Origin of the sequence: Chryseobacterium salviniae (genome assembly GCF_035819015.1) — a bacterium.
GTDB classification, from domain to species: domain Bacteria; phylum Bacteroidota; class Bacteroidia; order Flavobacteriales; family Weeksellaceae; genus Chryseobacterium; species Chryseobacterium salviniae.
Map to the genome: position 1 here is coordinate 38,189 of NZ_JAYLAA010000048.1, position 24,721 is coordinate 62,909.

At 37.5% G+C, this 24,721-nt stretch carries 22 protein-coding genes; 13 read left to right on the forward strand and 9 right to left on the reverse strand.

Annotated elements, in window-relative coordinates:
• Positions 1–13: 13 nt before the first annotated feature.
• Positions 14–337, forward strand: a complete 324-nt coding sequence (locus SOP96_RS15035; protein WP_326321743.1) for a DNA-directed RNA polymerase subunit omega — start codon at positions 14–16, stop codon at positions 335–337.
• 117 nt (positions 338–454) lie between these two features.
• The gene (coaBC, locus tag SOP96_RS15040) at positions 455–1,657 is read left to right on the forward strand and encodes a bifunctional phosphopantothenoylcysteine decarboxylase/phosphopantothenate--cysteine ligase CoaBC (RefSeq protein ID WP_326321744.1); all 1,203 of its coding nucleotides are present in this window, start codon (positions 455–457) and stop codon (positions 1,655–1,657) included.
• A gap of 53 nt (positions 1,658–1,710) precedes the next feature.
• Here the strand turns inward: coaBC and SOP96_RS15045 are convergent, their stop codons facing one another.
• The 3 genes from SOP96_RS15045 to SOP96_RS15055 all read right to left on the reverse strand — a co-directional run bounded on the left by SOP96_RS15045 (position 1,711) and on the right by SOP96_RS15055 (position 3,619).
• The gene (locus tag SOP96_RS15045; RefSeq protein WP_326321745.1) at positions 1,711–2,592 is read right to left on the reverse strand and encodes a helix-turn-helix domain-containing protein; all 882 of its coding nucleotides are present in this window, start codon (positions 2,590–2,592) and stop codon (positions 1,711–1,713) included.
• A gap of 12 nt (positions 2,593–2,604) precedes the next feature.
• Positions 2,605–3,021: a nuclear transport factor 2 family protein gene (locus SOP96_RS15050; protein WP_326321746.1), complete on the reverse strand. Its 417-nt coding sequence runs from the start codon at positions 3,019–3,021 to the stop codon at positions 2,605–2,607.
• A gap of 64 nt (positions 3,022–3,085) precedes the next feature.
• Complete coding sequence (locus SOP96_RS15055) at positions 3,086–3,619, reverse strand: carboxymuconolactone decarboxylase family protein (protein WP_326321747.1); 534 nt, start codon at positions 3,617–3,619, stop codon at positions 3,086–3,088.
• A gap of 261 nt (positions 3,620–3,880) precedes the next feature.
• Between SOP96_RS15055 and porD the strand changes: the two genes are divergently transcribed.
• The 5 genes from porD to SOP96_RS15080 all read left to right on the forward strand — a co-directional run bounded on the left by porD (position 3,881) and on the right by SOP96_RS15080 (position 9,960).
• On the forward strand, positions 3,881–4,789 hold the full coding sequence (porD, locus tag SOP96_RS15060; protein WP_326321748.1) for a type IX secretion system protein PorD: 909 nt from the start codon (positions 3,881–3,883) through the stop codon (positions 4,787–4,789).
• A gap of 65 nt (positions 4,790–4,854) precedes the next feature.
• Complete coding sequence (locus tag SOP96_RS15065; RefSeq protein WP_326321749.1) at positions 4,855–6,504, forward strand: DNA repair protein RecN; 1,650 nt, start codon at positions 4,855–4,857, stop codon at positions 6,502–6,504.
• Between the two features lie 532 nt (positions 6,505–7,036).
• The gene (locus SOP96_RS15070; RefSeq protein WP_326321750.1) at positions 7,037–8,503 is read left to right on the forward strand and encodes a DUF5687 family protein; all 1,467 of its coding nucleotides are present in this window, start codon (positions 7,037–7,039) and stop codon (positions 8,501–8,503) included.
• A gap of 1 nt (position 8,504) precedes the next feature.
• The gene (locus SOP96_RS15075) at positions 8,505–9,239 is read left to right on the forward strand and encodes an ABC transporter ATP-binding protein (RefSeq protein WP_326321751.1); all 735 of its coding nucleotides are present in this window, start codon (positions 8,505–8,507) and stop codon (positions 9,237–9,239) included.
• 88 nt (positions 9,240–9,327) lie between these two features.
• Positions 9,328–9,960 carry an NAD(P)H-dependent oxidoreductase gene (locus SOP96_RS15080; protein ID WP_326321752.1) on the forward strand — a complete coding sequence of 211 codons (633 nt, stop codon included), beginning with the start codon at positions 9,328–9,330 and terminating at the stop codon, positions 9,958–9,960.
• Between the two features lie 116 nt (positions 9,961–10,076).
• Here the strand turns inward: SOP96_RS15080 and hemE are convergent, their stop codons facing one another.
• From hemE to hemA, 4 genes are read right to left on the reverse strand one after another with little or no spacing between them, the layout of a single operon-like run.
• Positions 10,077–11,114, reverse strand: coding sequence for a uroporphyrinogen decarboxylase (gene hemE, locus SOP96_RS15085; protein WP_326321753.1), 1,038 nt, complete (start codon positions 11,112–11,114; stop codon positions 10,077–10,079).
• Between the two features lie 39 nt (positions 11,115–11,153).
• A complete protein-coding gene (locus tag SOP96_RS15090; RefSeq protein ID WP_326321754.1) occupies positions 11,154–11,837 on the reverse strand; it encodes a uroporphyrinogen-III synthase in 684 nt (227 codons plus the stop codon).
• A 34-nt stretch (positions 11,838–11,871) separates the two neighbouring features.
• Positions 11,872–12,783, reverse strand: coding sequence for a hydroxymethylbilane synthase (hemC, locus tag SOP96_RS15095; RefSeq protein ID WP_326321755.1), 912 nt, complete (start codon positions 12,781–12,783; stop codon positions 11,872–11,874).
• On the reverse strand, positions 12,770–14,044 hold the full coding sequence (hemA, locus tag SOP96_RS15100) for a glutamyl-tRNA reductase (RefSeq protein WP_326321756.1): 1,275 nt from the start codon (positions 14,042–14,044) through the stop codon (positions 12,770–12,772). Before hemA ends, hemC begins: the two co-directional genes overlap by 14 nt.
• 426 nt (positions 14,045–14,470) lie before the next feature.
• On the opposite strand from hemA, the gene SOP96_RS15105 reads away from it, so the two are divergent.
• From SOP96_RS15105 to SOP96_RS15130, 6 genes are all read left to right on the forward strand, one after another.
• Positions 14,471–15,496: a rod shape-determining protein gene (locus SOP96_RS15105; protein ID WP_027381028.1), complete on the forward strand. Its 1,026-nt coding sequence runs from the start codon at positions 14,471–14,473 to the stop codon at positions 15,494–15,496.
• 28 nt (positions 15,497–15,524) lie between these two features.
• Entirely contained in the window at positions 15,525–16,379 is an 855-nt protein-coding gene (gene mreC / locus SOP96_RS15110) for a rod shape-determining protein MreC (RefSeq protein ID WP_326321757.1), read from the forward strand.
• Positions 16,372–16,878: a rod shape-determining protein MreD gene (locus SOP96_RS15115; protein WP_326321758.1), complete on the forward strand. Its 507-nt coding sequence runs from the start codon at positions 16,372–16,374 to the stop codon at positions 16,876–16,878. The genes mreC and SOP96_RS15115 overlap by 8 nt, the downstream gene beginning before the upstream one ends.
• Positions 16,875–18,914: a peptidoglycan D,D-transpeptidase FtsI family protein gene (locus tag SOP96_RS15120; protein WP_326321759.1), complete on the forward strand. Its 2,040-nt coding sequence runs from the start codon at positions 16,875–16,877 to the stop codon at positions 18,912–18,914. Before SOP96_RS15115 ends, SOP96_RS15120 begins: the two co-directional genes overlap by 4 nt.
• Complete coding sequence (gene rodA, locus SOP96_RS15125; RefSeq protein WP_326321760.1) at positions 18,911–20,140, forward strand: rod shape-determining protein RodA; 1,230 nt, start codon at positions 18,911–18,913, stop codon at positions 20,138–20,140. Before SOP96_RS15120 ends, rodA begins: the two co-directional genes overlap by 4 nt.
• Before the next feature lie 107 nt (positions 20,141–20,247).
• A complete protein-coding gene (locus SOP96_RS15130) occupies positions 20,248–20,829 on the forward strand; it encodes a pentapeptide repeat-containing protein (RefSeq protein ID WP_326321761.1) in 582 nt (193 codons plus the stop codon).
• Between the two features lie 133 nt (positions 20,830–20,962).
• Here the strand turns inward: SOP96_RS15130 and SOP96_RS15135 are convergent, their stop codons facing one another.
• Both SOP96_RS15135 and SOP96_RS15140 read right to left on the reverse strand, forming a co-directional pair.
• Positions 20,963–21,676 (reverse strand): C40 family peptidase, encoded by a 714-nt coding sequence (locus tag SOP96_RS15135; protein WP_326321762.1) that lies wholly within the window; start codon positions 21,674–21,676, stop codon positions 20,963–20,965.
• A gap of 424 nt (positions 21,677–22,100) precedes the next feature.
• Positions 22,101–24,296 (reverse strand): glutamine synthetase III family protein, encoded by a 2,196-nt coding sequence (locus SOP96_RS15140; protein ID WP_326321763.1) that lies wholly within the window; start codon positions 24,294–24,296, stop codon positions 22,101–22,103.
• Between the last annotated feature and the right edge of the window lie 425 nt (positions 24,297–24,721).

Sequence of the window (24,721 nt, forward strand, 5' to 3'; positions counted from 1 at the left end):
TAATATTCTCAAAATGAGTGTAAAAGATACAAAAGCAGAAGTAAATACCATTACTTACGATAAGGATAAGATTGAAGACAAAGTAGGCTCAATCTACGAAGCGATTGTTATCATGGGAAAAAGAGCAGAGCAGATCAATGCTGAAATCCGTACGGAACTTCACAATAAGCTTGATGAATTTGCTGTTCACAATTCTACATTGGAAGAAGTTTTCGAAAACAGAGAGCAGATCGAAATCTCAAAACATTACGAAAAGCTTCCGAAGCCAACTTCCATTGCTATCGAAGAATGGCTGAACGATGATATCTACTTCAGAAAAACTGAAGAAAGAAAATAAGAATCAATGTATTTTTTATAATGAAGGTCATAAGAAAATCTTTTCTTATGACCTTTGTTGTTGGAATAGGTTTGTAAGAAAAATTAAGTAAATTAGTATTCATAAAATTTAAATGGAATGAACCTTTCCGGGAAAAAAATTCTCCTCGCTGTTTCAGGAGGAATTGCAGCGTACAAAATTCACTTTCTGATCAGGGATTTTATTAAAAAAGGTGCAGAAGTACAGGTTATTATGACACCTGATGCCGAACATTTTGTAACCAAGCTTAGTATTTCAACACTCTCCAAAAAGCCGGTATACTCAGATTTTTACAATGACAACGGAACCTGGAACAGCCATGTGGAAATGGCGCTTTGGGCAGACGTGATGATTATTGCTCCGTGTACCGCAGGCACCCTATCCAAAATGGTTCACGGCATGTGTGATAACTTGGTAATTGCAACTTATATGTCCGCAAAATGCCCGGTTTTTATCGCCCCGGCAATGGATCTTGATATGTATGCACACCCTTCAACCAAAAAGAATCTTGAGCTGGCGGAAAGCTTCGGGCATATTGTAATTCCTGCCGAAAGCGGCGAGCTGGCAAGCGGACTGAGCGGTCAGGGGAGAATGTCTGAACCCGCAACCATTGCCCAAACAATTGAAGATTTTTTTAATGCAGATACTCAAAAAACGCTGGAAGGCAAAACCGTTTTAATTACGGCCGGACCTACCTATGAAGCCATCGATCCTGTTAGATTTATAGGAAATCATTCTTCAGGTAAAATGGGATTTTCTCTCGCAGAAGAAGCTTCCAAAAGAGGCGCAAAAGTTATTTTGATTTCGGGGCCGAGTGCTGAGAAAGCAATTCATAAAAACATTGAGCTTCATAGAGTAATTTCTGCAAAAGAAATGCTGGCAAAGGTTTTTGAATTCTATGATTCCGCAGATATCGGAATTGCGAGCGCAGCTGTTGCCGACTATGCTCCCAAAGAAGTAGCCGAAGAAAAAATTAAAAAGAATGATGAAAATTTAACCATTGAGCTGGTTAAAAATCCTGACATTCTGAAGACTATGGGCGAAAAGAAAACACATCAGTTTTTGGTTGGTTTTGCGCTGGAAACTCAAAATGAAGAAGAAAATGCCAAAGGTAAACTGGAGAAGAAAAATCTGGATATGATTGTTTTGAATTCCTTACGTGACGAAGGCGCCGGATTTAAGAACGATACCAATAAAATAAAAATATTTACCAAAACGGAAAAGAAAGAATTTAACCTGAAATCTAAAGAAGAGGTCGCTAAAGATATTCTGGATTGTATTGAAGGACAACTTTTAAAATAATATCAATTTAAATTTTTTATCTGATATTTTAACCATACAATGATCGTGCTGGCTTAATTTAGCATGCTTCTTCCAAAGCCAACCGTTTCACGATACATCTGAGGCGAAATGCTCACGTTAGCCTTGAAGAACCTGCTGAAATAATATTCGTCCTGATATCCCAATTCATATGCAATTTCTTTTACGGCTTTGTTTGTAAGGTACAGCTCCCGTTTAGCTTCAATAATTATTCTTTCAGAGATCAATTCTGTAAGGGTTCTGTTGAAATGTCCTTTTGTGATTTTAGCCAAAGCTTTAGCAGAAATATTTAAAGATTCGGCATAATCGCTTGCCGAGTGCTTTTTCTTGAAATCTCTTTCTATCGCATCTTTGAGATTTTGAAGAATAAAAGGTTCTCTTACATCAGCCGTAGCAATAAAAGTATCAGGCTGCTGTTCAGCTTTCAGTCGGCATAACGTAATTAAAAATATTTTCAGATAAGAAATTAATAGCTCATATTGAGCGAGCGCAGGATTTTGCATTTCAGCCCTCATTTGCTCAATCAGAACTTTGAGTTTTGGTGAAGCCTCTTGATTAATTTCTACAAATGGTGGTTTGTAAATATTATTAAACAATATTCCGTTGCATGCAACTTCTGCCTGATGCTTATGGATGCAGAAAAAGTCCGGGTGAAAATGCAGCGCAATACCTGTAACCTGTTTCTTTGAACGGATCATAAAAGGCTGGTATGGCGAAAAAGCAAACAGGCTGTTCCCGGTAAATTCATATTCTGAAAAATCGGCTTTTACAATGCCGTTTCCCTGAAGCCATATTAAAGAATAATAGTTGTTCCGCTGAATATGATCGAAATAAGAATCATCTTCAAATGAAAAAATTTTAAATGCCAGATTTCCGTTCTGGGGATTGATAAGCGTATGCACCATTTGATTTTCCATATCACAAATATATTATTTTAATCTACGCTCTGTTTCTTTAATCGGAAGGTCGTTAATACTGGCAAATCTTTTTTGCATGTATCCGTTATCATCAAATTCCCAAAGCTCATTCCCGTAGCTGCGAAACCATTGTCCGGCAGTATCATGCCATTCATATTCAAAACGCACCGCCATCCGGTTTTCCCTGAAACCCCATAGTTCTTTCCTGAGTTTATATTCCAATTCCTTTTCCCATTTTTGTTTTAGAAATTGCTTTACTTCCTCTCTTCCGTTGATGAAATCAGTTCGGTTTCTCCATTCGGTATCTTTCGTATAAGCCAGGCAGACTTTTTCGGGGTCTTTTGTATTCCAGGCATCTTCAGCCATCTGAACTTTTTGCAAAGCAGTTTCGAGTGTAAATGGCGGAACGGGTAATCTTTTTTCTTCCATTTCTTTAGTTTTAAAAAATGATGCTGCATTGGTGAAATGGCAGCATCATTTCATAGATTATAATTTAAATAACTTTTGCCAATGGAAAATCAATTTCTACTTTCGTTACAGCATGTAAATAATTCATTGCGGTTTTTTCTGCAACTAACAACACAAGCTCAACTACATGCGCTTTTGTGTAGCCTGCATTGATAAAAGCTTCAATAGACTCATCGGAAGCAAATCCTTTTTTTACGGTTATTTCTTTGGCGAGCTGTACCAAAACATTTAATTTGTGATCAAAAGAAACATCTCCTTTTCTGATTTCAAGGGTCTGCTCTTCTGTAAATCCGTTCATAGTCGCCAGTAAAGTATGTGCAGACTGACAGTAATGGCAGTCATTCACCTGGCTTACGATGAGATTTACAGCCTGTTTTTCCTTATTTGAAAAAGCTGTTTTAGCATTCTGAAACGTAAGATAATTTTTTAGAGCCGTTTCAGATAATGCCATTACTGCATAAAGATTGGGAACCATTCCTAATCCCTTTTTAAGATTATCAAAAATCTCCTGGTTTTCCGCAGATACTTCATCTCTTGCCGGAACTTGAAAATGTGTCATTTTTTAATGTTTTTAGGTTATATCATTATTGATGATGCAAAGTTGCCAAAGCAGAGGAAATTTTAAAATGGATTATTAACGCAAGTTGATGGACAATTTTCTCCTGTATTTTAAAGCCATGAAAAAAGACAGCGGGTTTTACCATAACTAATCACAGACTATTACCCTACAATATCAGATTTTAGCATTCAATTCCGGAGATTTTTATCGTTTGATAAGAATAATTTTAATAAATTTCCGTTCTCAATCTTTATTAGGAAAATGAAAAAATTTATAAGCATATTATTACTTCTGTTTTTGTGTAATCTCAGTTTCTCGCAGGAATTGCTGGCTACCGTTCAGGTAAATGCCCAACAGTTGGGAGGAAGCAACCAGTCGGCGTACAAAGCGCTGGAAAAAAGCCTGAAAGATTTCATCAACAATACGAGCTGGACAGGAAAAAGGCTCCAGAACTTTGAAAAAATAAAATCAAATTTCGCAATCGTCATCAGCGAAAGAGACGGAAACCGATTCCGGGGAAGCATAGTAGTTCAGGCAGTTCGCCCTGTCTATAATACGACGTATGAATCTCCGCTTCTTAATCTTCAGGATCAGCGCTTTTCTTTTGATTATGTGGAGAATGAAAACCTTATTTTTAACGAAAGACAATTTTCCGGGAAAAACCTTATTGATGTGATCAGCTTTTATGTTTATGTAATTTTAGGAGTTGATGCAGACAGCTTTCAGTCGATGGCAGGAACACAGTGGTTTCAGAAAGCACAGCAAATCGCACAAAACGGAGAATCGCAGAATACATACGACGGGTGGAAGCAGATTAATGAACCAAGAAGCCGTTCCGTTTTAATCAGGGAAATTTTGAGCCCGAACTGGAGCCAGCTGCGTGCAACCATCTATTCTTATCACAGGGCAGGACTTGATAATCTTTTTAATCAGGATCAGACAGGCGCCAAAAAAGTAATTTTTGATGCGCTGATGCAATTAAGACAATACGAAAATTCTTTCCAGCAGGCGTATTTCTTTAATCTTTTTATGGATACGAAGGCAGATGAAATTTTTAATATCTTTAATACGGGCAACAACGGAGGAATTGTTTTGGGAGATTTGAAGAATGTAATGATCGTTATTTCTCCTAAAAGCACAGAATCCCGCTGGAACAAATGGAAACAGTAATCTTCGCTTGAATCCTGAAATCTAATGTTCTATATTTGCAATAGCTAAAGTAACCGCTATTATCAATGCTTTCGAGAATATACATTAAAAATTTTGCCCTTATTGATACCCTTGAAGTATCATTACATAACGGTCTGCAGGTGATTACCGGGGAAACCGGCGCCGGGAAATCTATTATTTTGGGTGCTTTACGACTGATCCTTGGAGAAAGGGCAGATGTAAAATCGATCTCTAAAGCAGAAGAAAAAAGCATCGTTGAGACAGAATTTTCTTTAAATAACCAGTTTAAAAAATTCTTTATCGAAAACGATCTGGATTATGAGCATCAGACCATTATCCGGAGAGAAATCTTACCTTCCGGAAAATCAAGGGCTTTTATCAATGATGTTCCGGTTACCCTGGATATTTTAAAAGAATTGTCTTCTCAGCTGATCGATATTCATTCACAGTTTGAAACGTCCAATCTTTTTACGGCAGAATATCAATTTAAAATTATCGACGGGCTTTCTGAAAACAAACAGATCATTCATGATTATCAAAATGAATTTTCGGATTTCCAAAGTCTTAAAATACAGCTTAAAAAGCTTCAGACCCAGCTTGCGGAAGCCAATAAGGAAAGCGATTATAAAACATTTTTGTTAAATGAGCTTGAAGAGCTTCATCTTGATGATGTAGATTATGAAGAACTTCAGAACCAGCTTTCTATCCAGGAAAATGCGGAAATGATCTCTGATAATCTGGCTCAGGTTTTGTCAAGGTTTCATCAGGAAGAAGTTGGAATTCTGTCATTTTTTAATGAAGCTAAAAATAAACTTTCCAGAATAGCGGAAGTTTCCGGTAGTTTTGAAGAACTTAATGAACGGCTTGAAACTTCTTTCGTAGAATTAAAAGACATTATTTCAGAGCTGGAAGATGAAGCGGAAAATATTGAGGTAAATCCTGAAAACCTGTTTTTATTAATCGAATTAAATAACAGGATCAACAGTCTCTTTGTAAAGCACAATGTTACTGATGTTTCGGAATTAAAAGAAATCAGAGATCAGCTGTCAGGAGAACAGTTGGGAGCTTCGGAACTGGAATCGCAGATTGAAGAAATTCAGGCTAATATTGCTAAAAAAGAAAAAACGCTTAAGTCTTTAGCGGCTACATTATCGAAAAACAGGAAGAAAAATATTGCTGTTTTCATTCAGAAAACAGAATCTTTGCTCAAAAAACTAGGTCTTGAAAAAGCGAGAGTGGATATTGAATTGCAGGATGCTACGGATTTCAACCAGTTCGGGAAAGAAAATATACAGCTGTTATTTCAGGCTAATTCCGGATTTCCTTTAAAACCTATTCAGACCGCCATTTCCGGTGGTGAAAGATCTAGGGTGATGCTGGCTGTGAAAAAGATTATTGCCGAAAGCGACGAGCTTCCAACCTTAATTTTAGACGAAATTGATACCGGAGTTTCGGGAAAAGTAGCCGAAGAAATCGGAAATCTGATGCGCGAAATGTCTGCCGATATGCAGCTGATCGTGATTTCACACCTCGCTCAGGTTGCCGCAAAAGGAAATAATAATTATAAAGTGGTGAAGCAGGACGTTGCCGGGAGAACGCAATCTACCATTGTTCCTTTAAGTGATGAAGAGAAACTCAACGAAATTGCACAGTTACTTTCAGGAAGTAAAATTACAGAAGCCGCATTGGCACAGGCGAAAGAATTAATAGGGTAATTTTTAAAATATAAAAAAAGACTTCCGGATTTTCGGAAGTTTTTTTGTGCTTTATCCAATCTGTTTGTCATCCTGAAAGGATCTGAATTATCCCGCTGATTACACAGATTACAAATTACATAGGTCAGCTTTGCAATGGCAATATTTAATAGTAAGTTTCTTTCAGTCAGTCTTAAAATGAATTTAAATCTACTCAGATGTAAAGTAATTTAAAACAGTTTTGTTTTGACCAAAACAAAACGACAGCTCTTTAAAGCGTGTTTACATTTGAAATTTATTTTTACCATTAAGGCATTAAGCTTCTTTAGCTTAAAAAACTTAATAACAATCAATTTATTGATTGCTTAATTATAATCAGTTTAACGCACTTAAATTCTTAATGTTAATTTTAAGAATAAGCTTAGTTTATTTTAATTTAGAAAATTAAGAAAGAAGCTATAAAATGTATTAAGTAAAATTTAAAAGCACTCTTAAAGCTAAAAAACTGTAACAATTGTATCTTTATGCAAACTAATGTAAATAAAAGATAACTATGTTTGTAAAGTTCCTGAAATTAGAGTTCAAAAGTTTTTTTCGAGGAAGTTCTTTAGGAATCAACTTGGCGATGAAGATTCTTCGGTTTATCGGAATTCTTTATTTTATGGCATGCCTTGTAGGAGGAGCGTTTGGTGCATTCTTCTACATCCAGGAGGAAATGCATCAGAACCCTATACAAGTGGTTTCAAGATTTATGATTGCAGCCTGGGCGGTTGATTTGATTGTGAAATACATCTGGCAGGAATTGCCCACTCAAAACATCAAGCCTTTTCTCACGCTTAATATTTCTAAGAAGACACTGGTGAATTATATGATGGGAAAAACCTTTTTGTCTGCGTTCAGTTGGCTGAATTCCCTGTTTCTGATTACTTTTGCTATCATTGCATTGTTCAACGGATATAATGCATTGGGTGTTGTTGCTTGGCTTATCGGGATTTCCCTGTTATTTTATCTTAATAATTTCATCAATATTCTTTTTAATGATAAAGAAATAATTGCTATTGTAATCGGCTGTATTTTTACGGGCGTGGCAGCATTAGCCTATTACCATATCGTTCCTGTTCTGGAGTATTCTGAGAATTTTTTCTTTAATTTTTATGAAAAACCTTATTTCCTGATAATTTCCGTTGTGTTATTTTTGGCTTTATGGAAAATCTGTTTCAGTCATATCCGGAAAATATTTTATCTCGATCAGGGACTTGAAGCTAAAAAAGAAGTCGGGAAAACAGAAAATATCACGTTCCTGAACAAATACGGAGCCATCGGAACATTCATCAATAACGATATTAAATTGCTGAAGCGAAACAAAGTTACCAAAGGAATTGTATGGGGAAGCTTCCTGTTTCTATTCTACGGATTGCTGATGTTCTCTTCTCCAATTTATAAAACTCCGGCCATGATGATGTTCATGGGATTGTTTGTAACCGGAGGATTTCAGTTTATGTTCGGGCAGCGGGTGCCTGCTTTCGACAGTTCGTATTATCCGCTGATGATGACGCTGAATGTTCCTTACAAAGAATATTTAAAAGCAAAATGGTGGCTGATGAATATTGTAACGGGTTTTTCGATTATTCTGGCGTTGTGCTATGTCTATTTCGGATGGGATATGTACCTTACTTTTTTTGCGGCAGGAATTTATAACATTGGTGTTAATTCTCAGTTCACACTTTGGTCCGGTGCCTTCAATAAAATGCAGATCGACCTGAATGCCAAAGAAAAAAGATTCGGGCAAAAAAACAGCTTTAATATGAAATCTTTGCTGCTGCTGATTCCTAAATTATTTTTACCGATGGCCGTTTTTGGATTGATGCAGTATTTCTTTAATATTACGGCGGGAGTTATCAGCATTGCCGTTTTAGGGTTAATAGGATTTTTACTGAGAGAAAAAATATTCGATATTATCGTAAGACATTACAAGGTAGAAAAATACAGCACATTAGAAGCATTTAAAAATAAAGACTAATATGATCACAATTAATAATTTAACAAAAACATACGGCAAAGCAACCGTTTTAAATATAGAACATCTTGAAATTCCGAATGGTGAAACTTTCGGTTTGGTAGGAAACAACGGTGCAGGAAAAACGACACTGTTTAGCCTTATGCTTGATCTTATCCAGGCTACGACGGGCTGTGTAAGCATCGACGGTATCAAAGTGCACGAATCTGAAGCGTGGAAAAACAAAGTTTCCGCTTTTGTAGATGATTCTTTCCTGATCGGCTATCTTACTCCGGAAGAATATTTTTATTTTATAGGGGAATTAAGAGGGCAGAACAAGGCTTCCGTGGACGAATTTTTAAAACAGTTTCATGATCTTTTCAGCGGTGAAATTTTAAATTCCGGGAAATATGTCCGTGACCTTTCTAAAGGGAACCAGAAAAAAGTGGGCATTGTAGGAGCCATTATCGGAAATCCCGAAATCATTATTTTGGATGAGCCTTTTGCCAACCTTGATCCTTCCACGCAGATTAAGCTTAAAAACCTCATTAAAGAACTTTCAAAACAGGAAGGTGTTACGTTCCTGATTTCCAGTCACGATCTTTCGCACACCACAGAAGTTTGCAACAGAATTGTGGTGGTTAATAAAGGACAGCTGGTAAAAGATATCCAGACCAATCCGGAAACCCTGAAAGATCTGGAAAGATATTTTGCAGACCAGATTTCTAGCCCGGTAGAAAGGGTGAATCCACTTGTTTAATAGATATTAGCAATATTTCAGATTTAAAAATCATTCAACCGTATTTGTGGTACATCCATTAATTTTGTTCCGTTAAAAATTTAATTTTATGGAATTAATTGAAAAACTGAACTGGAGATATGCTACCAAAGCAATGAACGGTCAGAAAGTGCCACAGGAAAAAGTGAATAAAATACTGGAAGCTGCGAGATTAGCTCCTACTTCAAGTGGTCTGCAGCCTTTCGAAATTATTGTTATTACCAATCAGGAAATCAAGGAACAGATAAAACCTCATGCCTGGAATCAGCCGCAAATTACGGACTGCTCGCATCTGTTGGTTTTTGCAGCCTGGGATAATTATACGGAAGACAGAATCAACAGGATGTTTGACCTTACGAATGAAATAAGAGGCTTTGAAAATGAAGGCTGGGAAAACTACAGACAGATGCTGTTGGGAATGTATCCGCAAAGATCTGCTGAAGAAAACTTTACCCATGCTGCAAAACAGGCTTATATCGGTTTTGGTGCGGCAATTATCGCAGCGGCTTTTGAAGAGGTAGATTCTACACCAATGGAAGGTTTTGTTCCGGAAGAAGTCGATAAAATTTTGAGTCTACAGGAAAAAGGATTAAAAAGCGTTCTTTTACTGCCTTTGGGATATAGAGATCCTTCGAACGACTGGCTGGTAAACCTTACCAAAATAAGAAAACCGAAAGAAGATTTCGTTACGGAAATCAACTAATTATTTTACTCATAAAAATACCCTTTCAATTGCTGAAAGGGTGTTTTATTTATTATTTGAATTTCTCCGGAATAACACTGTAAAATCAGTGAGAATCAGTGAGAATCTGTGGGAGTTTAAAACTCAGCATTCGGTTTCCAATCCACCACCGCTCTTATAAATGCTTCTGCATTTTCCACAGGAATATTCGGTAGAATTCCATGTCCTAAATTGGCAATGTATCGGTCTTTTCCGAAACGGTTGATCATTTCGGTCACCATTTTTTTGATCGTTTCCGGTGTTGAATGTAATCTTGCAGGATCAAAATTTCCCTGAAGCGTCATCGTATGATTGGTCAGTATTCTTGCTAATTCAGGTTTAATCGTCCAGTCTACGCCTAATGCTGAAACAGGAGACTGTGTCATTTCTTCCAGTGCAAACCAGCATCCTTTCCCGAAAACCACCACATGCGTAATCGGGCTTAATGCTTCCACGATCTGATTGATATATTTCCATGAAAATTCCTGATAATCTGCCGGAGAAAGCATTCCGCCCCACGAATCAAAGACCTGAACGGCAGATACTCCTTTTTCAACCTTTCTTTTCAGATAAGCAATCGTGGTATCAGTAATTTTTTGCAGTAATAAATGTGCTGCTTCCGGTTGTGTAAAGCAGAAAGATTTGGCAATATCAAAAGCCTTGCTTCCTTTTCCTTCCACGCAGTAGCAAAGAATTGTCCAGGGAGAGCCTGCAAAACCGATCAATGGAATTCCGTTGTCTAATTTCTGTAAAGTCAGTTCAATGGCATCAAAAACGTAGCCTAATGTATCATTCACATCCGGAACGGCAACATTTTGAACCTGTTCCATCGTTCTGATTGGCGTATCCAGCCAAGGGCCTACAGATTCCTTCATTTTAAAATCGATTCCCATCGCCTGCGGAACCACAAGAATATCCGAAAACAAAATGGCTGCATCCAGCGGAAATCTTCGGATCGGCTGTACGGTGATCTCGGAAGCAAGCTCGGGAGTCTGACATCTTGTGAAGAAATCATATTTGTCGCGAAGGGCAATAAATTCCGGCAAATATCTTCCTGCCTGTCTCATCATCCATACAGGTGGCCTTTCTACGGTCTCTCCGCGAAGCGCTTTTAAATATAGGTCGTTTTTAATCATAATCTATTACATAAATTGTTGCCAGTGAACAATTGTATATTAGTTTTTGTTTGCAATTTCTTTTCGTATCAGCTTAAAAAGAGATAAGAGCGTATTTCCTTCGGCCGTTAAAACCGGAACAGAACTGTGTTTCCTGATTTCACAGGAAGTCGTTTCGCCGATAGATATCGGGATGAAGCCTTCCATAGAATTCTGCTTTGCAAAACTACGAACTCCGCTCGGACTAAAAAATACGACAGCATGATATTTTTCAGTTACCAACGGATTAATTTCTTCCGTATTATAAACGACAACTTTTTTGTATTTTATATTTTGCAGCGGAAGCTCATTATCCAGGACACTTATGGCAAGATTTCCACAGAAATGAAGGAAATTTTCGTGCTGGCATTTTCCCGTAATGAATTTTGAAAGGCTGGCTGCATTTTTGAGTACCTTAAAAGTTCCGAAACCATGTTTCCGTACCGCTTTTTTTGTCTTTTCTCCGACACAGTAAATTTTGTTATAGTTTTTTGCCGTAAAATCTTCATTGGGGACGAAACCGTTTTTGAAAAAAGAATCTACGCCGTTCACACTGGTGAATATAAGGGAATAGTTTTTCAGGTCAAAAGGCTGAACTTTCAAAGGAGTTGTTCGTATTACCTCAATACAGTCAACCGCAATATCGTCTCCTAATTCTTTGGATATAATATTGCGGCCTATATTTTTGGTAAATAAGATGTTCATTTTTTAGCATATAAGCCTGAAGAATAATGGAATTTTAAATCTGATTTTTAATTTCGGCCATCAGTTCTTTTCCGCCGTTCTCCAGAACAACTTTAGCAAACTTTTTCCCGAAGTTTTCCTCTTCGTTGTAAATGAAATTTTCGTCGGTTGAAATGGAGTTTTTGCCGTCTAAAGAACAAAGGGCAGCTTTAAAACGGATCTGGTCATCAAAAATTTCGGCAAAAGCTCCGATGGGAGCCGTACAGCCTCCTTCCAGGGTGTTAAGGAAGCTTCTTTCCATTTCCACGCAGATCTGGGTGTTGGTATGATTGGTGAATTTTTTTACAATTTCGTTGATTTCTGTTTTGTCTGAATGCCCTGCAACAGCAATCACTCCCTGTGAAGGTGCCGGGATTAAAAACGGGATCATTTCATAATCGATGTCCATTTTCATTCTCTTGATTCCTGCTAACGATAAAATAGTAGCGTCAAAATCTCCTTCTTCAAGTTTCTGAAACCGGGTCTGTATATTTCCCCGAATGTCCGAAAATTCAGCGTTAGGAAAATTTTTAAGCCAGAAAGCTCTTCTTCTTAAGCTGCTTGTGGCGAGCTTCAGTTCGTGCAGTTCTTTATTTTTTGCAGATTCTTTTCTGATTAAAACGTCCTGAGGAAAATCTCTTTCGAGGTAAGAAACGATTTCAATATTTTCAGGAAGGTTGGTAGGGACGTCTTTTAAAGAATGTACGGCAATATCAATTTCGTCATTTAATAAAGCGATATCAAGATCTTTGGTGAAAATCCCTGTTATCCCAAGCGCATACAGAGGCTGCGTAAGATTTTTGTCGCCGGATGATACAATAGGAACGATTTCCGTTAGATAATTGTTGTTCTGAAGGTGCCTCGCCACTTCTCTTGCCTGCCAAAGTGCCAGTGCGGAATTCCTGGTTCCGATTCTAATGCTTTTCATTGAATTCGTTGTTTGGTTGTTCAACTAATATTTCGTGCATTAATTTACTAATTTCTTCGGCTTTTAACGGATTATCGATAATATATTTTGCAAAACGGTTGGTGATTTTCTGAATCATTTTATCGGAAAGTTCCATATCCGTGATGTTTATGTACTTATTTTTTTTGTAAAAGTTATGCATTTCATTGCGTTCCATGTTCTTCAGAACCGCTTTGAAATGATGGATATTGGGTGCGAGTTTTCTCTTTTTTTCCCACTCAAGGAAATCTTTCATCAGTTCCTTAATGATTTTTTCGGCTTTCGGAATTTCTTTTTCTCTCTGCTGAATGGTTTCCTGGATCTGTTTCGAAAGCTCATCAACATCAATTAATGTTACATTTTTGTTTTCAATAACATTTTTATCCACGTTATTCGGAATTGACAAATCAATTACCAGAGTTTCTTTCCCATTCGGAAAATGGGATTTGTTGACAATAGGATGTCTTGCGCCGGTTGCTACAATCAGAATGTCAGTCTGCTTAAGCTCCTGATCAAATTCAGCATAATCAATATGAGGAATATGATATTTTTCTGAAATTTTTTCAGCAGTTTCCTGCGTTCTGTTGGCAATTTTTATTTTAGGCTGATACACGTGTTTTACGAGATTCTCAACTGTATTTTGCCCTATTTCTCCCACACCGAGAAGAAGGATGTTTTTTTCGGTAAGCCTTTTCTGGTTATTGAGGATATAATGAACTGCAGCGTAAGATACCGAAGCGGCACCGTTGGAAATCCCGGTTTCATTTTTAATCCTTTTCGAAATCTGAATAGCTGAATTGATCGCTCTCTCCAGGTATGGATTGGAATTCTGTCTTTCTTTCCGGAACCTGCTGTATGCCTTTTTAATCTGTCCGATAATTTCAAAATCGCCGATGATCTGACTTTCCAGGCCTGCCGCCACCCTGAAAAGATGCGTTAAAGCCTCTTCCTTGGTAAGAATGTTAGCGTACTGAAGGAAATCCATCAGGTTCACCCCGATTGTTTTACAATATTCTTCAGCAACCAGCAGGTAATTTGGAGAAGTTGTGTAAATTTCGGTTCTGTTACAGGTAGAAACAACAAAAGCATCCCCTAAATTTTCATTATGAATCCGGGTGACAAAATTTTTAATGTTTTCATCAAAGAACGCAAATTTGCCTCTGGTTTCTACATCAGCCTTTTCATAACTAATGGAAAGTACGGCGAAATTAGACGTCTGATGTATGTTGGAATACTGTAACATAAGCGTGGCAAATTTACATATTTTTTAACAAATTGGGTTCTGATAATGTATATGATAATTATCGTAAAAAACTATTTTGGGATGATTCTAAATAATAGAAATTTCACATATGAAAAGAAATATTAGTGAATCCAAATGTTAAAAGTTAACTAAAAATCTGATTTTTAATGTTAAAGAAAATGAGCAATTGTTTTTCGAATTTCAAAATAAAAGTTCAGGATTAAAACATTGTTCCTGACAATGGCGCTTTTGACCTTTCTTTATGTGAAATCTGGTTTAAATTACCGTCTGTAAATACTTAAAGTAAAAGTTAATAAGTCATTGTAAATTTTAATAAAATTTTAACCAAATTATATGCATGTTAAATTTCTTTAGACGTGTTAAATTTATATCTTTGTAACTCTTTAAAAAATCAGAAGTAAAAGTATGAGTTTATTCGATATGTTTACGCAAGAGATTGCGATAGACCTGGGTACTGCCAATACCCTAATCATCCATAATAATAAAATTGTTATAGATCAGCCTTCGATTGTTGCGATTGAACGTTCTACAGGGAGACCAATTGCTGTCGGAGAACAGGCAAAACATATGCAGGGTAAAACTCATGAGGATATCAAAACGATCCGTCCGCTTAAAGACGGAGTAATTGCCGATTTCCATGCTTCTGAACACATGATTAAAGAATTCATCAAAAAAATTCCTGGAATTAAAGGTAAATTTATTCAGCCTGCACTAAGAATCGTAATCTGTATTCCTTCAGGAATTACCGAAGTTGAAAAAAGGGCGGTAAGAGATTCGGCACAAAAAGTAAACGCCAAAGAAGTACGTCTGATTTATGAGCCAATGGCTGCCGCAATAGGGGTAGGAATTGATGTTCAGAAACCGGAAGGAAATATGATCATTGACATAGGCGGCGGTACTACTGAAATTGCGGTGGTTGCACTGGGAGGTATTGTCTGCGATAAATCTGTAAAAATTGCGGGTGATGTATTTACGAATGATATTGCTTACTATCTAAGAACACACCATAACCTATACATCGGGGAGAGAACTGCTGAAAGAATTAAAATCGAAGTGGGTTCTGCTGTGGAAGACCTCGATGTGGATATCGAAGATATTCCGGTGCAGGGTAGAGACCTTATTACAGGGAAGCCAAAAGAAATCATGGTTGGCTACAAAGAAATTGCGAGAGCATTGGATAAATCGATCATCAGAATCGAAGATGCGGTAATGGAAACGCTTTCTTTAACGCCGCCGGAATTGGCTGCAGATATTTATAAAACGGGTATTTATTTAGCCGGAGGAGGCGCTTTGTTAAGAGGACTTGCAGACAGATTGCACAAAAAAACAGGTCTTCCTGTATTTGTTGCGGAAGATCCGTTGAGAGCTGTAGTTCGCGGAACGGGTATTGCCCTTAAGAATATGGATAAATTCAATTTCTTAATAAAATAATTCTAACTTTTTTACGACATACATCTGAATGGGATTTTTGCTGAGATTATTTTCGAAGAATGCGCTTTTCGTCTTCTTTATATTTCTGCAAATTATTGCTCTCATTCTGATATTCTCTAAAAATGCCATGCAGAAATCCTGGATCGCAGGACAGTCTGCCGCATTGAATTCCTGGGTTTCCGGGTATATTGATGAAGGGGTTTCTTACCTGAAGCTAAAACAGATTAATGAAGATCTTGTCGCCCAGAATAAAGCATTGATGACGGAGCTTTACGGAAAACAGGGCGCTAAAAATCCTCAGTTCAGAAAAGTACACGATACGCTGGGAGGCGGGCAAATCTATACGTTTGTAGATGGTGAAATTGTTTTCAACAGTATCAACCGAAGAAATAATTATTTTACCATCAACAGAGGAAGAAGAGATGGCGTATTTCCGCAGATGGGCGTTATGGCTCCCAAAGGAATTGCAGGAATCGTGATCAACTCTACAGACAGCTATGCTTTGGTACAGTCGGTATTGAGTGTAAATAAAATCAGGATCAATGCGGCACTGAAAAATTCTGGATACTTCGGAACCCTAACGTGGAACGGAGATAATTCAAGAGTGATGCACCTTGCCGATATTCCAAAATATGTAGCCCTGAAAATTGGCGACACGGTAGTTACTGACGGCAAATCAGCGATCTTTCCTAAAGGCGTAATGATCGGTACCATCGCAGGATACTCTGTAGATAATAAAACCGGTTTCTGGGATATTTCTGTGGAGCTTAGCGAGAAAATGGGAGCATTAAGCAAAGTATATGTCGTTAAAAACCTTAAAAAGGCTGAAGTACAGAAAATTCAGGATACGATGCAATCGGTAATAAAAAAGGAAGATGATTAGCAGGACTTTATTTACGGACATATTAATCATGATTTTTCTTGTTGCATTACAAATTGTTGTATTGAACAGGATTACCCTTTTCGGGAAGTATACGCCGGTGCTTTATCCTGTATTCGTTATGTTTTATCCTTTCTTCAGAAATAAATTTCAGTTCCTGGCATTAAGCTTTCTGCTTGGGCTTTCCATAGATGTTATTCTTGGAACATGGGGGATGAACGCGTTTGCCACAACATCCATTGCCTATTTCAGAACCTTAATCTTCAGAACTTCTACCGATACTTCTACCGATTTCTTCTCATTTCAGTCCCTTCAGTGGGCGCAGTTTTTGCTGTTTCTATTCACCAGTATTTTTTTACATCAGCTTTTGGTACAGTATATAGAATTCTTTAAGCTGAGCAGATTTTTTGAAATATTATTTAATGTATTGGTAACTAGTGTAATTTCGTTTATATTTATAGTTATTTACGCATTAATATTTAAAATCAAACAAAAAGTTTGAACACACGTTATTTAAAAATTTTTTCCGTTCTTCTTGTTGTCGCTGTGATTTTTATAGCGAGGCTGGCTTATTTACAGCTGTTTACCGACCGTTATGCGCTGAATGCAGCTAATACTTCCATTAAAATTGAATACGTTATCCCACAGCGAGGCGTTATTTTCGACAGGAACGGTAAAATCATGGTAGGTAACCAGCCTGCTTATGAAATTTCCTTTACACAAGCTTTGATGAGGCCGGATTTTGATACCGTTGCTTTTTGCAATCTGATGAAAATTTCAAAAAATGATTTTATCAGAACGATTAATGCTATTAAAAAAGAAAAATATTATTCCAAACTGACTCCCATGACCTTCATGAAAAACCTCAGCCGGGAAGATATTGCAAGGGTTCAGGAGATTATATTTAAATATCCGGCATTCAGCATTGTTTCAAGGCCGCAGCGTCAGTATGAAGTTTCAACCTCCGGAAACCTTTTGGGTTATACAAGCGAAGTGAATGAAAGAGAAATCAAAAAAGATTCTGCTTATTATCTTCCGGGAGATTTTATCGGTAAAACGGGAATCGAAAAGGCTTACGAAAAAGAACTTCGGGGAATCAAAGGAATGAAGTACATTCAGAAAGATATAAAACTGCGTAATGTAGGGCCTTATAAAAACGGTTCCTTGGATAAAGATGTGGTGACCGGCAAAGATATTACCCTTACCATCGACTACGATCTTCAGAGAATGGCCGAAGAAATGCTGGTGAATAAACATGGAGCCATTGTTGCCATTGATCCAAACAACGGAGAAGTGCTCGTTGCCGCCACGGGTCCCGATATCGACCCGAATCTATTTACCGGACCTAATAAATCGAGAAACTTATACGCCTTATCAAAAGATACCATTTACGAAAATAAACCGACCTTCGACAGGTCTTTGCAGGCTGCATATCCTCCCGGTTCTACATTCAAGCTGCTCACAGCTTTAGCTGCAATGCAGATGGGAGTGATGGATGAAAACACGATTTTTCCCTGCGGTGGAGGCTTTAGTTATAGGGGATTAAGAATTAAAGGCCACGGCGGCGCAGATCCGCTTATTCCTTCGATTCAGGTTTCAAGCAACTGCTACTTTTCCTATGCCTATCTTGCTATTATCAATAAATATCCGGGAAATCCTTCAAAAGGCGTGGATGAATGGAAAAAAATCATGAGCAGCTTCGGAGTAGGTGAATTTTTAAATAACGATTTTGCGGTGGGAGCAAAAGGAAGAATTCCTACAGGAGAATTTTATGAAAAAAGAATGGAAAGTATCTTAAAAGCGAGCGGTTCCAAAAAAGATTATAAAAACTGGGATCCACTGGCTACGGGAGCAATTTTCAACGGAATGGGACAGGGTGATGTACTGGTAACACCGCTTCAACTGGCAAATTATGTAGCTGCTATTGCCAATAAAGGATGGTATTACACACCTCACGTTGTAAAAGCTATCGATGGTAAACCAAATCCTGATCCGAGATTTAAAAAGAAACACCAGACTTTGGTGAATAAAAAACATTTTGATCCGGTATTGAAAGGCATGGAAGCGGTAGTTTTGAGGGGTACTGCCCACGGATTGAAATCGAATGATTTTACCCAATTGGCCAAAACAGGTACCGCGCAGGTTCCGCAGGGAAAAGATAATTCAATTTTTGTTCTGATTGCACCTGCGGATAAACCCAAAATTGTAGTTGCTGCGGTAATGGAACACGCCGGCTTCGGGGCAACATGGGCAGGTCCTGCTGCTACGGTTATTGCTGAAAAATACATTACAGGAGATCTAAAAAGAGAACATCTTTATAAAAAAATGACCACATCCAGCTTTATGCCCGAATACAAAAGACAATGGATTGCCGATCTGAAACGTAAAGGCCTGTATAAAGATCCGGTTCTGGACTCTGTAAAGCAGAAAAGATTGGAGGACAGCCTGAAAATGGTTAAAGAGCAAAAAGCAAAACTGCAAAAAAAAATACAAGAGGAAACCAAAAATCTTAACAAAACAAAACAGGCTAAGCAATGAAATGGGCAGAAGGAATTGATAAATTAGGTCTGGGGCTGTATTTTCTGCTATGTGCTTTTGCCATTGCAAATATTTATAGTGTAGATCAGAAATTAGGAGAAAAGCAACTGATTTTCTTCTGTATCTCACTTTTTGTCGGGGTGGTAATTTTCGTCGGAAGAAGCAAATTTTTTGAAAACATGGCGGGGATTATTTATATCGGAGGAGTATTGCTCTTAATCGGTTTATTTCCCTTCGGGAAAGAGATTCTTGGTCAAAAAAACTGGTATAAATTCGGGAGCTTTACAATGCAGCCGGTGGAATTTGCCAAAATAGGAACTGCGCTCATGCTTGCCAATTACGTTTCAGGCCCTGAATTTAATTTAAGTAATAAAAAATCACTCTGGACAACCTTAGCTATTGTCGGTATTCCTGCGGTAGTTGTTCTTGCCATTCCGGATGTTGGTTCCATGCTGGTTTTTATTGCGTTTTTCATCGCATTATACCGGGAGGGGCTAAGCGGATTGCTGTTCGGGATAGGCTTTCTTTTTGCCGGGGTCTTCCTGATTTCACTGGCGGTTAATCCTATTTGGGTAGCCATTACCATTGTTATTATCGTAGGAGGCTGGATTGCTATGAATTATTACAAAATGTCGTGGAACATTATTTCCATTTCAGGAATTGTAGGATCGGTGGTATTGCTTTGCGGTTTGGCTTTCGGTTCGCCACACATTTTAGAAAAACTTCCAAAGCATCAGAGAGAAAGAATTGAAGTGCTTTATAAAGGTGAAAAAGCATTTAGAGATACATCGGGCTATAATTTGTTATATTCTAAAACGGCGATCGGGTCTGGCGGACTTTGGGGAAAAGGCTATCGTGAAGGTTCGGTTACGCAGGGGAAGTTCGTTCCTGAACAGGAAACCGATTATATTTTCTGTACCGTTGGGGAAGAATGGGGATTTGCAGGAAGTGTCATTCTGATTCTTTGTTACATGATTTATATCGGAAGGATCTATTATCTTGCAGAGCAACAGAAATCGGGCTTTAACAGTGTTTTCGGGTACTGTTTTGCTTCTATCCTTTTAATGCATTTTACGATCAATTTAGGTATGGTTATGGGGCTGTTTCCGACGGTAGGAATTCCCTTGCCTTATTTTAGCTACGGAGGAAGTTCTCTGCTTGCCTTTTCCATGATGACTTTTATTTTCTTTAAACTGAATTATTCAGATAAGAATAGTTTGGTTTAAAAGGTTTGAAGTTGGAAGCGGGGTGATGGAAGTTTACACCATTCTGTTTAAATTTTACATTGAAAAATCTGCGCAATCTGCGTGACAAAAAATATTTTCAAAATTCAATGAAACAATCATATTTCTCAGATCAAAATTTCGAGAGCACAGATTTCGCACAACAACCTTTAGATAAAGGCGAATATGAAAACTGTATCTTCCGGAATTGTAACTTTGAATATGCAGATCTCTCAGGTTTCAGCTTTAATGACTGTGAATTTACCGGGTGTAATCTGAGCATGGCAAAATTGAACTCTACGGCTTTCAGAGATGTCATTTTTAAAGAATGTAAATTGCTCGGACTTCATTTTGACGAATGCAATGAATTCGGAATGTCATTCAGGTTTGATGGCTGCATTCTTAATAATTCTGTCTTCTATAAAACAACAATCCGCAAGATCATATTTAAAAATTCAAAGCTTGTTGAGGTTGATTTTACAGAAAGCGATCTATCGCAGGCCGTCTTTAGCAATTGTGATTTATCAGGCGCTGTATTCGATCATACCAACCTTGAAAAAGCAGATTTCAGAACATCTTTTCATTACACCTTAGATCCTTCAAAAAACAGTCTTAAAAAGGCAAAATTTTCGCTTTCAGAAGTTTACGGACTTTTATATAAATTTGATATTGAAATTGATAAGAACGGATAGTTCATATATTTTATCCGGTTCGCATTAGGAGCAATTTCCCTTCAGGAAGGAGTAAAAAAGTAGGCAATCAAAATTCAACAATAAAAAAACCATCATTACTGATGGTTTCATTATTTAAATCAATTATTTAAAATTAAAAATTTGTTCCGTTTGCTGTGGGAGTTGTTGCTGCCAAATTATTGATCGCTTCTCCCTTTTCATTGATTATTCGTTTTCCGAATCTGTACTTAGGACCCCAGTAAGAATCATTAAGTGAAGAAATCATCACTCCTTTTGAAGTGGCAGCGTGAATGAATTTTACTTCTCCATTCTCATCTACACTTTCTACAATTCCTACGTGAGAAATTCTTCTTCCGTGGGAAAAGAAGATCAGATCTCCTTTCTGAAGGTTTTCTTTTTCCACTCTTTCTCCTTCCTGAGACTGAGATGCCGCTACTCTTGGTAAGCTAAGCCCTGCTGCAGCCCCGAAAACCGAAAGAACAAAAGCTGAGCAGTCTATTCCGTTTCTGGTCATCCCTCCGTATCGGTAAGGCGTTCCAAGATAAGTCTGAGCTTCTGTTAAAATATTGTCAATGGTTTTATTGTGCATGATTGCTTTTGCAATCTCAGAATTTTTAATGGAATTTTTAGTGTTTGCTAAAGAAGCTGCCTTTTCTGCAAGAAACGAGTTGATCAGTTGTTGCTTGTCCTGCTCCATTTTGTGTGTGTCAATAGAAGCTAGTTTGGCATCTGTTTTGTATTCTTTAGCGTAAGTTGCTGGTTTTGAAACTACATAATTTGTAACGCATGATTGTAGTGAAACTGTAGAAACCAAAGCAATTAAATAAAACAAAACTCTTTTCTTCATATATATTTGATTACCGTGTTAAAGGAATAAGTATTTTTCAAAAGCAATACAAAAATATGTATTCCGTATAAAAGGGCTTTGATATGAATAATATCATGTTCTTATTTTAACACATTTTAACATATTATTTCAGTATGTTAAAGAAAAATAAACCGCAACAGCCTATTTTGGTAATGTTAGCGGTTTTTTTTATTAAGATTCTTTAACAAAATAAAAATATAAATACTTCAATATCTGTGGTATCTGTAGAATAACTCTAATTTAAAGAATAGAATTCAAATAATTTCAGCAATGTTTTTATCTCTTCGTTCGGCTGAAATGCACGCTTTTAAATAGTACTTTATTCAATTGGTTTAAAATAGTACTAAAGAAAAAACTCTCCGGAAATACGGAGAGTTTAAACTAATATGGAACTTTACAAATGTTATTTTGTAAACAACATTTCCCTGTATTTTGTCATTGGCCAAAGTTCATCATCTACCATCATTTCCAAGGCATCTGATGCTTCTCTGATAACGTCGAATAATGGCTTCACTTTATTGCAGTAATCTTCTGCCTGCTTTTGGCTGTCAGAAATCGCTTTTGCTTCCTCTCTTGCCTTGATAAGGTCTTCAACGCCCAATTTGATTTTGGATACATTTTCAGAAATGCTTGCAATTAAGCTCATTTGTTCTTTTGCTAAAGATCTGAACTCATCATCTCCAAAAATTTCTTTTAGGCCTTTTACGTTTTCAATCAGTCTGTTCTGATAATTTAAAGCCGAAGGAATAATGTGGTTTCTTGCAATATCACTTAAAACTCTTGCTTCAATATCAATAACGGTTGAATATTTTTCTAATTTAATTTCATTTCTCGCCTCAACTTCTCTGTGGGTGAAAATCCCTAATTCTTCGTAGAGTGCCAGGAATTTTTCATCCATCTCCTGCTTAAGTGCTTCCGGAGTTGTTTTCAGGTTGTTTAGCCCTCTTTTTTCCGCTTCTATCGCCCAGTCGTCAGAGTATCCGTCACCTTCAAACATAATATTTTTACACTGCTTGATGTACTCTCTTAATATGTTGAAGATAGCTTCGTCTTTCTTAAGGCCTTTTTCAATCAATGCATCCACTTCTTTTTTGAAATCACGAAGCTGTTTTGCTGCGATGGTATTCATTACCGTCATAGATTCTGCGCAGTTTGCAGAAGAACCAACCGCTCTGATCTCAAATTTATTTCCTGTGAATGCAAAAGGAGAAGTTCTGTTTCTGTCGGTGTTATCCAGTAAAATTTCAGGAATTTTTCCAACAACATTCAGTTTTAAATCTGTTTTTTCGTCCGGGGAAAGTTTTCCTTCCGTTACTTTTTCAAGCTCTTCCAGTACTCTGAAAAGCTGGCTTCCGATAAATACGGAGATAATTGCCGGTGGAGCTTCATTGGCACCTAATCGGTGGTCATTGCTCGCGGAAGCAATGCTTGCTCTTAAAAGATCTGCATACTCATGGACCGCCTTGATGGTATTCACGAAGAATGTTAAGAACTGTAAGTTTTTCTTAGGATTTTTTCCCGGGCTTAAAAGGTTTTCGCCAGTATCGGTTGCTAAAGACCAGTTGTTGTGCTTTCCGCTTCCGTTTACGCCTGCAAATGGCTTTTCGTGGAATAATATATGAAAATGATGCCTGTGTGTAACTCTTGCCATTACATCCATCAATAAAGAATTGTGGTCAACCGCAACGTTCACCTCTTCAAACATCGGTGCAAGCTCGAACTGGTTCGGTGCTACTTCATTATGTCTTGTGGTTACAGGAATTCCCAGCTTCATGCATTCAACTTCTAATTCCATCATAAAGTTCATTACTCTTGTAGGAATAGAACCGAAATAATGATCATCAAGCTGCTGTCCTTTTGCGGGCGAGTGGCCTAATAATGTTTTTCCTGTTAAAACCAGGTCCGGGCGGGACTGGTACAATGCAGAATCAACCAAGAAATATTCCTGTTCCCAACCTAAAGTAGGCGTTACTTTGGTAACATTTTTGTCGAAATACTGCATTACGTTGGTTGCAGCTTCATCCACAGCGTTAAGTGCTCTTAAAAGAGGTGCTTTGTAATCTAAGGTTTCTCCGGTATAAGAGATGAAAATAGAAGGAATACATAATGTAGTTCCCATGATAAATGCAGGAGATGTAGGATCCCAAGCTGTATAACCTCTCGCTTCAAAAGTGTTTCTGATACCACCGTTCGGAAAAGAAGATGCATCCGGCTCCTGCTGGATCAATAAATTTCCGCTGAATCTTTCGATTGCTCTTCCCCCTTCGATTGGGGTGAAGAAAGAATCGTGCTTTTCAGCAGTGCTTCCTGTTAAAGGCTGGAACCAGTGGGTGTAGTGGGTTACCCCTTTGCTCATGGCCCAGTCTTTCATTGCTACAGCTACCTGGTCTGCAATGTGTCTCTGGATTTTAGTTCCTTTTTTTACAGCATCCATAATAGAATTGAATGCTTCTTTCGTTAAATATTCTCTCATTGTTTCTTCTGAGAAAACATTTTGGCAAAACAATTCGGATAATTTTACAGGAACTTCTACAGAATTATCTCTTCTAAAGTCCTTAAATGGTAAAGTTTCTAACGCTTTGAATCTTAAAGTTGACATATTAGGTTTGATTTTTACGATGCAAATTTACGAAAAAAATGAATAAAAAATATTTTAACCCTAAAAAATTAAGGGGTAATTGTAAAATTAATGAAAATTTAAATGGGTGTGTAGGTTTTAAAAGGGGTTTTGTTAAAGTAGAATTGTAAATGAAACACTTAGTCTGTTTGTTAAGTATTAGCAACAACTCTATTATTATATGAGTACAATTTATAAATTTATACCATAAGCATTACTAAAAGTTTTCATTTATTTTATTAATTATGATTAATAATGCCATTTACCGGCTTACTTATATAAACATGAAATTATCATCTGTTTCTATAAAACCGGAGGCTGAGGGGCTCGAAGCCTCCGGTTTTTATTAGCCCCGATTGCCGCGGCATCCTTTTTGTTTTCGGGGGGGCGGGGAAGCCGCCGCCCCC